The following is a 14,905-nucleotide window of genomic DNA, read 5'->3' on the forward strand; positions in this document are numbered from 1 at the left end:
CACTAACTTCTCGATGCGAGGGAAAACGCTGAACAGATATAACAAGATGCGACTGAAATAAGTCTTATTTCCAGTCGCAGTAGTCAGTGGCCAGTAGTCAGTAAAATCAAAGAGTTAGATGATCCAAATTTACCACTACCAGTAAATATCTGACTTTTTGCAGGTGCATCAAAATAAAATCGGGGAGAGCCGGTCCCCGGAGGTCTGTAAAAAAGTATCCCTGTAGGGCTTACTCGGAGATAAGATATCATGTTAACTGAAAAATACAAGGTTTTGAAAGCCCTTGGCTATCTGGGCAATAATTTTCCTGACTTTATACCTGATGTTGTGGTGGTGCTTGGAAGCGGTCAGGGAGACCTGGCTCAGGAGTTCAGCCCCTTTGCCGGTCTGGATTATGCACATATTCCGGAGTTTGCAGTCTCTACAACCGCCGGACATGCAGGCACCCTTTTTCTGTGTCGCTTCCAGGGCGTTGCTCTGGCTATAATGAGCGGCCGGGTTCATCTTTACGAGGGTTGCAGTCCGAACGAGGTGGTCCGCAACCTGCGCGTTCTTGGCATGTGGGGTGCAAAAAAAGCGGTTTTGACCAATGCGGCAGGAGCATTGAACCCTCTATTTTCCACTGGAAGCATAATGCTGGTAACGGACCATATCAATATGACGGGTGAAAACCCTCTGGCTGGTGAAAACCTGGAATTATGGGGTCCCAGGTTTCCTGACATGAGCAGTGCTTACTGCCCGGCACTTCGCAACCTTGCATTTAAGAAGGCTCTGGCTGCCGGCATACACCTGGAAAGGGGGGTTTACATGGGGATCAAAGGGCCCTCTCTGGAGACCCCGGCAGAGACAAGAGCCTTTAGAAGGCTTGGAGCTGACGCCATCGGAATGTCCACCACCCTGGAAGCAATAGCCTCTAGACACATGGGAATACGGGTACTGGGATATTCCTGTCTGACCAACAAAAACCTCCCGGACTGCATGGCCGAGACCTCCCATGAGGAGATCCTGGCTGAGGTTCGTAAGATAAACAGAAATCTGGTGACCCTGCTGAAAGAAACCCTGCCCCATATCGGCCGGGATTGATGCATAATAATAATGTTTTTTCTGCTGTCCTGAAGACCTTGCTGATCAACCCTGTAATAAGTCCGGCAGCCGCCGGTTTTACAAGGAGAAAAAAATGTCTGATTTTGACCCCCGCCATCTGGTAACTGAGCTGGAAGATAATGTAAAAAAACAGGATCTGATAAAGGCCAAACTGGTTCTGGAGCACATAGACGGAGTTGATTTGAAAACCCAGAAAAAGCTGTTGCATATCCTGGAACACGGCAAGCCGGATTTTGCCGGACCTCTGCTTGTCTCCCTGATTTCCCAGAATGCTGATCCAGCGGGACAGCTTCCAGAGTTGAAAGGAGCGCTTATGGCCGTCGCCCTGCGGCATCCAGGCATTCTTTTGAAAACAATCGAGGACAAAGTTGCTCCCAGGGAAGTCTTTATCAGTATGGCCGGCGAACTCAGAATGCAGGAGGCCGCTACAGGACTAATGGAGATCCTGGTGCGGGAGATGGACGAGGACATTTTAAAAGAGGCTGTGACAGCCCTGGGATCCATTGGGGATCCATCCGCCACCAACGCCATCAGTGAATTTCTGTATTCCAATCACAAGTCCCTTATCATCGCCGCCACCAGGAGTCTGGGGCAGATAGGCACCCCCACGGCCATGCAGAGACTGTCAGAGAAGATGGGTAGCGACCCCCAGCTGGATATCCTGATCCTGGACATATTTTCCCAGGTCCAGGACCATGTCTCGTTGAACAGACTGAACCAGTCCCTTTGTTCGCATTATGCACACCTGAGAAATTACGCCAAGTCCAAGCTTGTACGCATCGGACCCAAGGCTGTACCCATGCTGTGCGACAATCTTCTGCATGACGACCCGGACCTTTTGATTCATACTCTGAATGTACTTGGAGATATCGGGGATTCTTCAGCCCTGACCTTTATCCGCAAAATGCTGGGAAAGGAACCCAGGGATCCCAATGTGCGGTTTGCAGCTTACGAAGCACTGGGGCGTATGCCCCTGGATAAAGGAGCATATATCCTGGCCAGGGGTCTGACGGATCCCGAGGAGCATGTTTGCGTGGTGGCGGCCTCGGCCATTGATCAGAATCTGAACCAGGTCCTGGCGGCCGGGGTGAAAAATATGGTCCGGCAACGGGACCAGGATGCAATAAAGACCGTTCGGGCCATAATCAGCGCCCAGGCCAAGAATCTCTTGATAGCGGTTCTTGAGGAAGAGGCCTTTCAGGAGATGGCCGTTGATTACCTCTTGCAGTGTACCGCTCCTGATGTCCGGGATAATTACAGAGCGCTTTTGCAGAAATACGGCTATATGGATCTGGCCCGCAAGCTGCAGATACAGGAGTCCAGGGATGAAATAAGACCTCTGGCCCTGGCAGTGGATGATTCAAAGATGATTTTGAAGATTTACAAGTCCACCCTTTACGAACTGGGTTTTGAGCCGGTTTTGTTTGAATATCCGGCCGAAGCCCTGGAATGGCTGCAGAAAAACAAGCCTGAGGCGGTGTTTACGGATCTGAATATGCCCGAGATAACCGGAATCGAGTTCATAGGCAGGGCCAGAGAACTATATCCGGAGCAGGGCCTCCCCATAATCATGGTCACCACCCAGAACGAGGTCCAGGACAATGAAAGGGCCAGGCAGGCCGGAGTAAGCGATATCACTTTCAAGCCCTTCACGGCTGAGAGCCTGAAGCTGGCCCTGGATGGGGTCAGGCAGACCGGCCGGCCATCCACTTGATCTGTCTGCAGATCCCCATGAGCAGATTGAATTCGTGCTGCCTGATGCCTGTTTTGGCCAGAAACCTTTTCAGGGGCAGCATGAAGTAGTCCGGGTTGTCCGGCTGCAGAAAATTTATGAGCAGCAGGGCCTCCTGAATGTTCTGATGCAAGAGCTGCATCTGCTCCTGGGTGGCCGGGGGTGAGTCCCAGGAAGGAATGTAGCGGGTTCTGGCGGCCGGGACGTGCTTAAAACACTCGTACAGGACCAGCAGCACTGCCTGGGAGAGATTGAGCGACCAGGCCTCGCTGGTGGTGGGGATGGAAATTATGCGCGGGCAGAGCTCTATTTCGTGGTTGGCCAGACCCTTGTCCTCAGGACCGAAGACCAGGGCGGTGTCCTGGTCCAGGGTTTCCGGGCGCATTATTTCCTGGGCCGCCTGCCAGGGCAGAAATACGCCCTTGCGCCACCCACCCACCCGGGCCGAAGTGGCAAAGACCCGGTGAAAGCCCTTCAGAGCCTGTTCCAGGTCGGGGTAGTGTTCAGTTGAGCGCAGCAGTTCAACTCCTCTGGAGGTGGCCAGAGGCGCGGCCCTTTCCGGCTCGAAGGTCTGCGCCCCTGTGATGATCAGCCTGGAGCAGCCCATATTGACGCAGGCCCGGGCTACAGAGCCCACGTTTTCCGGGTACTTGGGACGGCAGAGTATGACCGCGATGTTGTTCATGTGCAGGTGCCCGTCGTTTGTACCTGTGCTGTCCCAGGACTTAGACATTGAACCTGAAGGTGATGATGTCCCCGTCCCTGACTATGTATTCCTTGCCCTCAAGGCGCAATACGCCCTGCTCCCTGGCCTTTTTAAAACTCTTGCAGGCCACAAAGTCCTCCCAGCCCAGCACTTCGGCCCGGATAAAGCCTTTCTGTATATCGGAGTGGATCACCCCGGCGGCTTCCCAGGCGTTTTTGCCTCGCTTCAGCGGCCAGGAACAGACCTCTTTTTCCCCGACGGTGAGAAAGGTGATGAGCCCCAGAAGGTCGTAAGCCCGGCTTATGACCCTGTCCAGGACCGAACCCTGAATACCCAGTTCCTGCATGAATTCCAGAAGTTCCTGCCGGTCCTCAAGCTCGGACAATTCCCTTTCCAGCCTGGCTGAAAAGGCGACATGCCCCATACCGGTACTATCAAGCGGGGTCTTGAAGCCGCCCAGGCTGTCCTCGGCCACGTTCCAGGCATAGAGTACTGGTTTGGATGAGAGAAAAGCAAAACCCCGCAAAGCATCCCTGGCGGCAAGGTCTGGGTATTCCCTCAAAGGCCTGTCCTGTTCCAGGATCCCCCGGGCTTTTGTAAGCATTTCTTCCTGGCCGGGGTCATGGAGGTGCTTGGCCTTTTTCTTGTCTTCCTGCATCCTTTCCAGTTTTTTTTCAATAACCGCCAGATCCGAAATAATGAGCTCGGCCTCAATGGCGTTCAGCTGTGCTATCGGGTCCTGGGTACCCGAGTAGGCGTCCAGGACCACCAGCAGGCATTCGAATCCCCTGATATCGCTTAAAATTTTATTACCCAGAGAACTTGAGCCTCCTCCGGGCAGGTTCATGAATTCTATTTCGGTGTGGGTGGATTTTTTGGGTTTAAACAGGTCGCAAAGAGGCTCCAGGCGTGGCTCAGGGACTTTTACCATGGCCCGGTTGCCCGGGGTGCCAGGACCGGCCAAAGCCCTGAAAAGCTCGGACTTGCCGCTGCCGCTGAAGCCGATAATGGCTGTTTTCATCTCATCTCCGGCATTTGATATTTTTTCCCGCAACAATTGAAATCAGACCTTCAAACAGGAAGCCTGAAGGACTTAAAGCAAAAAACAGATGCTGACAAGAATAAGGACAAGAACATTTTTCCTTGCCAAAGAAAAATGCTATGCTTATAGGCACCAACATTATGAGCAAAGATCTTATCATTGTCGAGTCGCCGGCCAAGGTAAAGACCATCAGCAAATTCCTGGGCAGGGATTACATGGTTGAGGCCTCAGTGGGCCATATCCGGGATCTGCCCAAGAAAACACTGGGTGTGGATGAAGCAAGCGGATTTCAGCCTGAGTACGAGATCATCTACGGCAAGAAAAAGGTGGTCAACAAGCTCAAGCAGAGCGCTTCCAAGTCCGGCAGGGTTTTTCTGGCCCCGGACCCGGACCGGGAGGGTGAGGCCATTGCCTGGCATATTGCCGAGGAAATAAAGTCCAAAAATTCCAATATCCACCGTATCCAGTTCAACGAGATCACACCCCGGGCGGTGCAGGAGGCCCTGCAGAACCCAAGAGAACTGAACCAGAGCCTGTTCAACTCCCAGCAGGCCAGACGGGTCCTGGACAGGCTGGTAGGTTACAAGATCTCTCCCCTGTTATGGAAAAAGGTCAAGCGCGGTCTTTCAGCCGGCCGGGTGCAGTCCGTGGCCCTGCGCATGATAGTGGAGCGCGAACGCGAGCGCCAGGCCTTTGTGCCGGAGGAGTACTGGGTTTTTAAAGCCTTGTTGCAGAATCAGGCCCAGGAAAGCTTTGAGGCGGGACTGTGGAAGATTGCCGGTAAAAAGGCCCATGTGCCTTCCGAAAAAGAGGCCCTGGCGCTGGAAGAAAAAGTCAGGGGGGCTTCGTTTACAGTGCAGTCTGTTGAGGAAAAAGAGAGAGCCAGAGACCCCAAGCCGCCCTTTATCACCTCCACCCTGCAGCAGGAAGCCAGCAACCGCCTGGGATTCGCCGCAAAGCGGACCATGAGCGTGGCCCAGCGCCTGTACGAAGGCCTGGACCTGGGGGACAAAGGCACAACCGCCCTTATCACCTACATGCGGACCGATTCGGTGCGGGTGGCCAAAGAGGCCCAGCAGGAGGCCAGGTCCTGGATCGAAAAAAACCTGGGCAAGGATTATTACCCAAAAAAGACCAGGTTCTTCAAATCCAAGGGGTCGGCCCAGGACGCCCACGAGGCCATCAGACCGGTGGATCCATCCATCACACCGGAAGAGATAAAGTCCTACCTGTCCCGGGACGATTATGCGCTGTACAGGCTGATCTGGTCCAGGTTCATGGCCTCGCAGATGGCCGCAGCCAGGTTCTGGGACACAGTGGTGACTATCAAGGCCGCGGATACCTTGTGGCGGGCCAAGGGGGAGCGGATAATATTTCCCGGATTCCTGCGCATTTACACCCCGGGTGGAACCCAGGAGGACACCCTCCTGCCGAAGCTGGCCAGGGATGAAAAGCTGGCCCTGGAAACCCTGTCCAAGGAGCAGAAATTCACCCAGCCCCCGGCCAGGTACAGCGAAGCTTCCCTGGTGCGCAGGCTGGAGGAACTGGGCATCGGCAGACCCTCCACTTATGCGGCTATTATTTCCACTCTCCTGGACAGGGAATACGTAACCCTGGAGGAGAAAAATTTCCGGCCCACGGAGCTTGGCTCTGAAGTGTGCGATCTCCTGGTGGAGCATTTTCCGGCCCTGCTGGACGCCGGCTTTACCGCCCAGCTGGAGCAGGATCTGGATACCATCGCCCTGGGTGAAAAGGACTGGGTGGAGGTGATGCGCGCTTTTACCGGGGAGTTCTACCCCACCCTGGAAAAGGCCCGCAAGGCCATGGCCTCGGTCAAGGGAGGCAAGGAAACCGATATCAAGTGTGAGCAGTGCGGCGGGACCATGCTTATCCGTTTCGGGCGGAACGGGGCTTTTCTGGCCTGTTCCAGCTACCCGGAATGCAAAAACACCAGCAATTTCATCCGGGATGACAAGGGCAGCGTGCAGCAGGTTGAAAACGAGACAGTGGAGCGCGAAAAGGTGGGGACCTGCCCGGATTGCGGAGGTGCCCTGGTTATCAAGAAGGCCCGCACCGGCAGCCGCTTTATCGCCTGCGACAACTACCCCAGGTGCAAACACAGCGCTCCTTTTTCTACGGGAATCGCCTGTCCCATGGACGGCTGCACCGGGGAACTGGTGGAGAAGAGCAGCCGCAGGGGAAAGATATTTTACGGCTGCAACAGGTATCCCGAGTGCGACTATGCCCTGTGGAACCCGCCCGTGGCCAAAAAGTGTCCGGAGTGCGCCTCAAAGGTCCTGGTGCAGAAAAACACCAAGACCCGCGGGGAACATCTGGACTGCCCCGTGAAAGGATGCAAGTACTGGGAGGAAATGCAAGGTTGACGGATGTCAAACAATAAGGGCTGAGGTAAGCCGGTCCCCGTCGGGGCTGTATATCTTGTCTCTCTCCGAGCAGGAAGCCGACCTGCAGGTAAGGATCTTAATGAGCAGCTGACGGGCCAGGAAGCCATGCCACAAGAAAAGTGCTGAACAGATATTTATTTGATAACCACCCAGTATTTTTTTAGAAACCCTATGGGGTGGTAAGACTCTTTAGCTTTTTGAAGGCCTGGATCGCCCATGTCCTGCTCCCGGTTGACTATTTCAAAGTCCGGGGCGGAGTTTTGCAAAAACAGGCTGTTCATAGCCTGGTATACCCCCTTGTGTTTAGGGCAGCCTTTTTCAAAATGGATAAGCAGGGTATGGTCCGGCAGGGCTTCGGCAACGGTAAAGGCCGCCATATTGCCGTTCACCATAATGCCGGCCCCGAAAAGCCCCTGGAGTTTTTCCCAGGCGTTGAACACCCGGACCACCACCTGGTTTTCCGCCTCCAGGGTCTGAGAGTCCTCGCATTCCTTCCAGAGACACCATTCCGTCTGCAGTCCAAGTGCGAATTCTATGTGTTTGCGGTCCAGGGGGACGTAGGTGTAAGCGTTGTTTTTAACGAACTGGTTGTAAAGATTTTTCTTCTTGTGCCACTTGTTGCCTTTAAGGGCTATAAGTTCCGGCACCGAGTAAAGGTAATCCCAGTGTTCCCGGGCTTCATACACCTGTAACCCGGGCAGGCTGTCCTGCCAGGCATGGGCAAGCTTTTCCGGCACGCGGATAAACTCCGCCGGCCTGGGAAAGCTGTCCAGAAGGCCGGCCCAGTCCACGTTCCAGTCCCCCACTGGAGCCCAGTAGCCTTTTTGAGGTCTGTCCTGCCTGATCCAGGCCAGGCCTTGGTGAAAGGCGATCTCCAGGCCATACTCCTGAGACCAGCCCCAGACATTGGTAAAACTGTAATCTGAAACCGGCTGCGGGGTCAGGGCAAACAAACGGTTATATTCTTCCTGCAGGGATATATCAATGGTTTGAAATTGCATCGGGTTCCTCTTACATTATGGTAAAAGTTTCGACCTGTTCAGCGCTTTTAAGGAAAGCAGGGGACTGGCTCTCCCTGCACTTATTTTTAAAATGCCGTCAAACATCCTTAAGAAAAATAAGTGCGGGGTTGCCTGTCCCCGGTGGCCGAGGCGATAATTTACACAAAGTATCGCTGTAGTGTTATAAGTTTCGCTGTAATGGTAATGAAAAAGTATTAACTTAAATCAGGCATTCCCGGCGGTCAAGTACATACCATCAGTTAGTTGCGGCCTCAAAGCCTGGGAAGGATGCGCCATGAATTCATGGATTAAAAAATATGCCTACGGTCACGTCTGGTCCCTGACCCTCATGACTGTGGCCGCTATGATAATCGCTTTAGCCATTAACGGCATAGCCATCCATCAAAGCTTTATTGCCGGAGGATTTGCAGGCCTTGGACTGCTTCTGTACTATGCTACGGACCAGCTCAATCCCGGCCTGTGGCTTCTGCTTCTGAACATCCCGGTGTTTACCCTGGGACTGTTCATGGTCAGCCGCAGGTTTTTTCTTTACAGCCTTTACTGTTTGCTGGCCATAGCCCTGTTTTTGCAGGTGGTGAACGTTCACCTGCCCATACAGGACCCCTTGCTGGCCGCACTCACCTATGGATCTCTTCTGGGCGCGGGAGTGGGCATGAGCCTGCGTTCCTTCGGTTCCACAGGCGGGCTGGATATTATCGGGGTAATCCTGTATCAGAAACTCAATGTCAATATCGGCCAGAGCAGCTTTGGCTTCAACCTGTGTCTTTTTTCCCTGAGCTTTATGTTCCTGGAGACTGACCTGGTTCTTTACTCCCTTATCAGTGTCTTTCTAACGGCGGTTATAGCCGATTACTTCATGTCCCTGTTCAACCAGCGCAAAATGGTCCTGATAATTACCGCTGTTCCAGAAGTCATGGTTGATCTTATCAGCAGCAAACTGCGGCGCGGTTCGACATATATTTACGGCCGGGGATCCTATAGCGGCAAGCGTAAGAAAATCGTTCTCACAGTGATCAATAATTTTCAGTTGAAAAGGCTGGAGGAGCTGATCTATACTCAGGATACGGAAGCTTTTGTGGTAATAGAGAATACCTTTAACGTCCTGGGCCGGGGTTTTTCCAAGAGGATGCTGTTTTAATGTCCGTGGTGGCTTTGTTGACCGATTTTGGCCTGGAGGACCCCTATGTGGGCCAGATGAAAGGCGTGATTTATTCCCATTGTCCAGGAGCAGCGGTAATTGACCTCAGTCACGGGGTGCAGGCCTTTAATATCCACCAGGCCGGTTTTGTGCTCAGATCTTCCCTGGATTATTTCCCGGATGACACAGTTTTTATTGCTGTAGTGGATCCGGGAGTAGGTTCAGAGCGTGGAATAATTCTGGCTGAATCCCGGAATTCCTGGATTCTGGCCCCGGATAACGGCCTTCTTTCTCAGGCACTTGAGGACGGACTTGTAGGCATCTGTCGTCGTTTTACCGGCAAACCGCCTTTATCAACCACATTTCACGGCCGGGACATTTTTGCTCCCCTGGGGGCAATCCTTGCCAGGGAACAAAAGGTTCCAGAAGGATTTGAGCATTTTGACCAGGAAGAAATCATCAAGCATTATCCACCAGTGCCGGCAGTCTGCAGTTCCGGACTCAAGTGTCTTGTCCTGCACCGGGACCGATTCGGCAACCTGGTGTTGAACCTGGACATCAACAGCTGGGCCGGCAGACTGCAGGGCATTGAAATGCAGGTGGGTGGTTATGACATGGTCCTGGTATCGTATTATGCCGCAATCCCCGAAGGTAAACTGGGCATGGTCACTGGAAGCCAGGGAAGGCTGGAAATAGCTGCCAGGGAAGACAGTGCCGCCCGCCTGCTTGGATTCGGCCCCGGGGATGAAGTCGTATTTTCTTTCAACGCGTAATCAGGAGAAGAAACATGACTAAAACCACCATTATGTATGACCAGGTATGCAAGACCCACCTGGCGGGAAGCGGTCATCCCGAAAGTCCGGCCCGGCTGGATGCCATAGTGTCGGCCCTGCGGCACCTGGACCAGGATTCAAACCTGGAATGGAAGAGTCCGGGACCAGCCCGTGAAGAAGCCCTGCTAAGCAACCATGATTCCCAGTACTTAGACCTGGTGCGCGACAGCGTTGCTGCCGGCAGGCATTCCCTGGGATACCCGGATACCGGAATCAGCAATGGTTCCTGGGATGCCGCCCTGACAGCCGCCGGAGCCCTTGTTGAGGCCGTGGACCTGGTCATGGAGAATAAGGCATCCAATGCCTTCTGCCCGGTAAGGCCCCCGGGTCATCACGCCCGGCCCGGCATGGGCATGGGGTTTTGTCTGTTCAACAACGTGGCCCTGGCTGCCCGTCACGCCATACAAAAATACGGCCTGGACAGGATCGCCATTATCGACTGGGACGTTCACCATGGAAACGGCACCCAGGAGGCCTTTTACGAAGAGCAGGAAGTTTTTTTCTTCAGCACCCACCAGGAGGGCTGGTTTCCATTTACGGGTGAAAGCCATGAGACCGGTTCAGGCAGAGGCAAGGGCACCAACATGAATTGTCCTTTTCCCGCAGGTGCCGGCCGGGATGAGATCCTGCCGGCGTTTACCGGGCACCTGGTTCCGGCCATGGATGACTATAAACCCCAGTTGGTTCTTGTTTCAGCCGGGTTTGACGCCATGAAGGGGGATCTTCTGGGCCGGTTCAATCTTACCCCGGAGGATTTCGCCCGGCTGACAGAGATTGTCATGGATATAGCCCACAAGCATGCCGCGGGCCGGCTGGTTGCCACTCTGGAGGGCGGTTACAGCCTGGACGGCCTGGCCAGGGCCTGCGCAGCCCACGTAAAAACCCTTATGCAAGACGGGTGACAGGCTACAGCCCCATGCCGGGCTTCATTTCCAGGCCGGTGAGTGTAGTTTCGTAGCCTCCCAGATTTTCTATTTCGGATTTGAAACCACTGGAATTCAACAGCCTGATTACACGCTCAACCTTTTCATCACCGATGAAGGCCTCCGGGATGAGCAGGTCATAGCGCTCTCTTGCCAGAGGCACAAAATCCAGTCCCAGAGCCCCGGCAGCGGCCTTGATGCCCAGCCCGCAGTGAGCTGATCCGCTGAGAACGTTTACTGCAACCCCCATATGGGTGTATTCTTCCTTGGAGTAACCTCGCACCTGGTTCGGAGAAATGCCTGCCTGCTGCAGGTGGTGATCCAGAAGAATCCTGGTTCCGGCCCCTTTCTGGCGGTTGACGAATGTTACGTCTTCCCGGGTAAGATCTTCCAGGGATTGAATATTCCTGGGGTTGCCGGGCTGGACCATGAGACCCTGGTGCCGGATGGCCAGGTTTATCAGCTTGTACTGAAGGTCCGGGGCATACTTTTCCAGGAACGGAAAGTTGTAGTCTTTGCTTTGAGGGTCGAAAAGATGCATGCCGGCAATGTGGGTGGTGCCCCGGGCTGCAGCGGTGATGCCCCCCATGCTGCCCACGTGGGTCGAAGCCAGCCGTACCGGGGGGGTGCCCACGGCCAGCTGGTTGGCCAGCAGATCCAGGGTGTTGTCATGGCTGCCCACGGTTACCAGGACCTGGTGTACTTCCCGGGGGCTTCGCAGTAGTTCCACGACAACCTCTTTATCCTGCTGCACTCCCTCCAGGTCAGGAGGAATGCAGGCCACGCCCTGGGCCCGGGTAAGACTGGTCATCATCCCCGCTCCCCTGGGCAGAGGAGTGGCCACATACTGCTCTCCCACCCTCCCCAGGGAGACGCGCAGAAACTCCTGCATGCCAAGCCTGGAAGGTACTTTTCGGGTCAGCCTGGCTGTCACGGTTACCGGTTGCTGCATGGATTTTCCGGAGATATGGTATACCAGAGGCTTCAATATCTGCTCATAGCACACCACCGAACTAACCGGGTATCCCGGAGCCCCCACCAGGATCTTGTTGTTGGAGGAGATGCCAAGCAGGGTAGGCTTGCCGGGCATGGCCTTGAGGCCGTGCACCAGCACCCGGCCCTTTTTCTGGATGATTCTGCGGGTAAAGTCCTTGCTGCCCGCAGAGGAACCGGCACCGATGATCACTATATGGGCCGGGGAATCCAGGGCTTCCTGCAGGGCCTTTTCCAGTAGTTCCGGCTGATCCTTGACCGGTGGAGTGCGCGAAAAGCTGCACCCCCAGGTCCGGGCCATGGCTGCCAGCACCTGGGAATTGCTCTCGATGACCTGGCCGGGACTGGGATCCGGCCTGGAAGTATAATCCAGCACCTCATCCCCGGTGGGTATGACGTGAATTTTTACCTCTTCATATACGTCCACTTCCCAGATGCCACCGCTTAGAAGTACTCCGATGTCATAAGGCGATATCTCGTGGTTCCTGGGCAGAAGCAGTTCCGTGGCAACGATGTCCTCGCCTATGCGGCGTATGTTCTGCCAGGGGTAGGCCGGCTGCTCAATGGAAATGGTGTTCTGGTCCTCCTGGTTGATGTTCTCCACCATGATGACGCTGTCCATATCATCAGGTAGAGGATCTCCGGTGTTTATATCCACATAGTCCCGGTCTTTCTGCAGCATAACCGGATTGTCATCCCTGGCGGTGAAGGTGTTTTCAGCCTTGACAGCCACACCATCCATGGCGGCGCTGTGAAAGGTGGGGGAGGAGTACCTGGCCCACACAGGGCTGGAAGTCACTCTGCCGAGGGCCTGGTGGGAGGGTACCTGCTCCTGCCTCAGAATATCCCTGGAGCTTATTTCCTGCAGCATCTTTTCCAGGGCTTCTTCAATGCTTATAGTCTTGAGGTAGATATTTCTTTGAGTATCCATTTTGTAGTCCTTTTTTTCAGTGGTGTTTCAGGTTATATGCCAGGGTGCAACTCCAGCTGGGAATGACATGCTGCGACTGCACGAAGTCTATTTATAATGAACTTCACCGATTCAGGTGGAAGCATAAGTTTTTTTTGGTTGAAGGTCCAGGGTCAGGGCCAGGGGACTGTCCCCGCTATGTAATGATTGTGCAGCTTCTCATAATTTCGCGTTTGAAAATTTTGTATTTTTGCAGAAATAATGTCGCGGGGACTGTCCCCTGGCCGGTATCTGCCTCCCTGAATGGTTACCCAGGGACTATACAGCAGAAAAAAGGCACATTTCTTGAATATATTGAGAGTAAAATGTATCTGTGACTTGTTACTGCGTTCCTGGCTGAAAAGTGAATAAATGTAACCATTGAGGGGGTCCTCGGTGTTGATTACCGGCACAAGGCCAGGGGACTGTCCCCCGCTAAGTAATGATTATGCAGCTTCACAAAATTTCGCGTCTGTACTTTGTGTATTTGTGCAGGAAAAGTGTCACGGGGACTGTCCCCTGGCCGGTTTCGGCATCCCCTGAATGGTTACGAATAAATGATGCTCAACTGGGTCCCGGAGTGCCTGTCCCCTGCTTTCCTGAAAAGCGCTATACAGATACGTATAATAAAACCAGAATAACCCCGCATCAAGGTTGTCATTTATGAGAAGGAACTTTATATTTTCGATGCAGAAAGTGCTGGATCTCAGGGAACAGCAGGAAGAAAAAGCCCGGGAAGCTCTGGCTCAGGTCAGAAAAATGTACCAGGAGCAGAACCAGGTTGTACAGGAGATACTGGAAGAAAGGGTGCGGGCCAGGCAGAGCCTTGGAGCCAGGAAAGATATGACCCAGGCGGATATCTGGCTGTATACCCGTTACCGGGACCGTCTGAATATTGACCTGGTAAGGGCTGAACAGAAGCTGAGCGAGTTATCCAGCGATATCAGCAGGAAACGCCAGGAACTAATAGACATAAGCAAAAAGAAAAAGATCCTGGAGAAATTAAAACACAACAGAAAGGCAAAGTTTGATCATGAGCAGCAACAAAAAGAACAAAAAGAATTTGATGAAATGGCCGTTCTGCGTTACCAGCCTGAGGCCCTCCAGGCTTTTGCAGATGGTCATGGTATTGGCAGTGATTAAGCTTGGGCTCATCTTCGCTCTACCCGGACAGAAAAATCAGGAAGAAATGCAGCCGGTTGAGCAAAAGAATCCGATGCTGGAAACCAGGCTGGCTCTGGCTGCTCCCGGGGACAACAACGAGGTGGATGTCGCGGAGGTAGAAGAAAAAGACATTCCCAGGGAGGTGCAGAGGCTCAGGGAACGTGAGGCGGAGCTTGATCGCAGGGAGCGAAACCTGCGCGATCTGGAAAAGGAGCTTGATGAAAAGCTGGAAGAATTAAGGGCATTGCAGGCTGAAGTGGATGAAATGCTTAAGCAGGCAGATGTGGTCCGGGACGAGAAGATTGCGCACCTGGTGAATGTATATTCCAACATGGAACCGCCCCAGGCTGCAGCAGTGCTGGAAACATTGAATGAGGATATTGCTGTCAAAGTTTTGGCCGGGATGCGGGGCAGAGAGGCAGGAGACATTCTAACCAATGTAAATCCCCAGAAGGCGGCCAGGCTTTCAGAAATGCTGACGGATCTGCAGCTGCCCTTTATTGAACGATAACAAAACTGTTCAGCCTCTTTCAGGATGCGTCTGTATGATGCGACTGCAAAAAGTCATATTTATAGTCGCAGTAGCACTACAGCGAAACTAATTTATTGACCTCCGGGGACTGGCTCTTTTGCCGCCGAATTTTTGCAGCATTTGCAAATTAGCAACCGGCAAAAGTGCTTATCCCAATTTAGTGGCTTAGCACAAATTTCAAACAAAAATGTTGTTTCATTTTTAAAGAAAGCCAAGAGGTTATGCCCACGGAACACACGGAAGAGCACGGAAGTTTTACCTCTCGTTCCCAGGCTCCAGCCTGGGAACATTTAGTTCTTGCGGCTCCAGCCGCTTCTTAAAAAACATGTTTGCAGGGACAGGCACCATTGGTGGACGCGGAG

12 protein-coding genes are annotated in these 14,905 nt (G+C 53.5%); 8 read left to right on the forward strand and 4 right to left on the reverse strand.

Features of this window, described 5'->3' with window-relative positions; all coding sequences use genetic code 11:
* The first annotated feature begins 249 nt into the window (after positions 1-249).
* Complete coding sequence (locus QZP87_RS06860; RefSeq protein ID WP_291322176.1) at positions 250-1,083, forward strand: purine-nucleoside phosphorylase; 834 nt, start codon at positions 250-252, stop codon at positions 1,081-1,083.
* A gap of 94 nt (positions 1,084-1,177) precedes the next feature.
* Positions 1,178-2,818 (forward strand): HEAT repeat domain-containing protein, encoded by a 1,641-nt coding sequence (locus tag QZP87_RS06865; protein WP_291322177.1) that lies wholly within the window; start codon positions 1,178-1,180, stop codon positions 2,816-2,818.
* Here the strand turns inward: QZP87_RS06865 and QZP87_RS06870 are convergent.
* A complete protein-coding gene (locus QZP87_RS06870; protein WP_291322178.1) occupies positions 2,790-3,569 on the reverse strand; it encodes an RNA methyltransferase in 780 nt (259 codons plus the stop codon). The two genes, QZP87_RS06865 and QZP87_RS06870, sit on opposite strands and share 29 nt — an antisense overlap.
* Positions 3,562-4,563, reverse strand: a complete 1,002-nt coding sequence (locus QZP87_RS06875) for a DUF933 domain-containing protein (RefSeq protein WP_291322179.1) — start codon at positions 4,561-4,563, stop codon at positions 3,562-3,564. Before QZP87_RS06875 ends, QZP87_RS06870 begins: the two co-directional genes overlap by 8 nt.
* Positions 4,564-4,724: 161 nt before the next feature.
* On the opposite strand from QZP87_RS06875, the gene topA reads away from it, so the two are divergent.
* Complete coding sequence (topA, locus tag QZP87_RS06880; RefSeq protein ID WP_291322180.1) at positions 4,725-6,968, forward strand: type I DNA topoisomerase; 2,244 nt, start codon at positions 4,725-4,727, stop codon at positions 6,966-6,968.
* A 155-nt stretch (positions 6,969-7,123) separates the two neighbouring features.
* Here the strand turns inward: topA and QZP87_RS06885 are convergent, their stop codons facing one another.
* A complete protein-coding gene (locus QZP87_RS06885) occupies positions 7,124-7,990 on the reverse strand; it encodes a phosphatidylglycerol lysyltransferase domain-containing protein (protein WP_291322181.1) in 867 nt (288 codons plus the stop codon).
* Positions 7,991-8,285: 295 nt separating this feature from the next.
* Between QZP87_RS06885 and QZP87_RS06890 the strand changes: the two genes are divergently transcribed.
* The 3 genes from QZP87_RS06890 to QZP87_RS06900 are packed head-to-tail and all read left to right on the forward strand — an operon-like array spanning position 8,286 to position 10,884.
* Complete coding sequence (locus tag QZP87_RS06890) at positions 8,286-9,149, forward strand: YitT family protein (RefSeq protein WP_291322182.1); 864 nt, start codon at positions 8,286-8,288, stop codon at positions 9,147-9,149.
* Positions 9,149-9,922, forward strand: coding sequence for an SAM-dependent chlorinase/fluorinase (locus QZP87_RS06895; protein ID WP_291322183.1), 774 nt, complete (start codon positions 9,149-9,151; stop codon positions 9,920-9,922). The genes QZP87_RS06890 and QZP87_RS06895 overlap by 1 nt, the downstream gene beginning before the upstream one ends.
* Before the next feature lie 14 nt (positions 9,923-9,936).
* Positions 9,937-10,884, forward strand: a complete 948-nt coding sequence (locus tag QZP87_RS06900) for a histone deacetylase (protein ID WP_291322184.1) — start codon at positions 9,937-9,939, stop codon at positions 10,882-10,884.
* Positions 10,885-10,888: 4 nt separating this feature from the next.
* On the opposite strand, the gene QZP87_RS06905 is transcribed toward QZP87_RS06900, so the two are convergent.
* Positions 10,889-12,829, reverse strand: a complete 1,941-nt coding sequence (locus QZP87_RS06905) for a molybdopterin biosynthesis protein (protein WP_291322185.1) — start codon at positions 12,827-12,829, stop codon at positions 10,889-10,891.
* A 681-nt stretch (positions 12,830-13,510) separates the two neighbouring features.
* Here QZP87_RS06905 and fliJ point away from each other — a divergent pair.
* Positions 13,511-13,990 carry a flagellar export protein FliJ gene (fliJ, locus tag QZP87_RS06910; RefSeq protein WP_291322186.1) on the forward strand — a complete coding sequence of 160 codons (480 nt, stop codon included), beginning with the start codon at positions 13,511-13,513 and terminating at the stop codon, positions 13,988-13,990.
* Positions 13,971-14,522: a hypothetical protein gene (locus QZP87_RS06915; RefSeq protein WP_291322187.1), complete on the forward strand. Its 552-nt coding sequence runs from the start codon at positions 13,971-13,973 to the stop codon at positions 14,520-14,522. The genes fliJ and QZP87_RS06915 overlap by 20 nt, the downstream gene beginning before the upstream one ends.
* The last annotated feature ends 383 nt before the right edge of the window (positions 14,523-14,905 follow it).

The organism is Desulfonatronospira sp. (assembly GCA_003563255.1).
Classification (GTDB): domain Bacteria; phylum Desulfobacterota; class Desulfovibrionia; order Desulfovibrionales; family Desulfonatronovibrionaceae; genus Desulfonatronospira.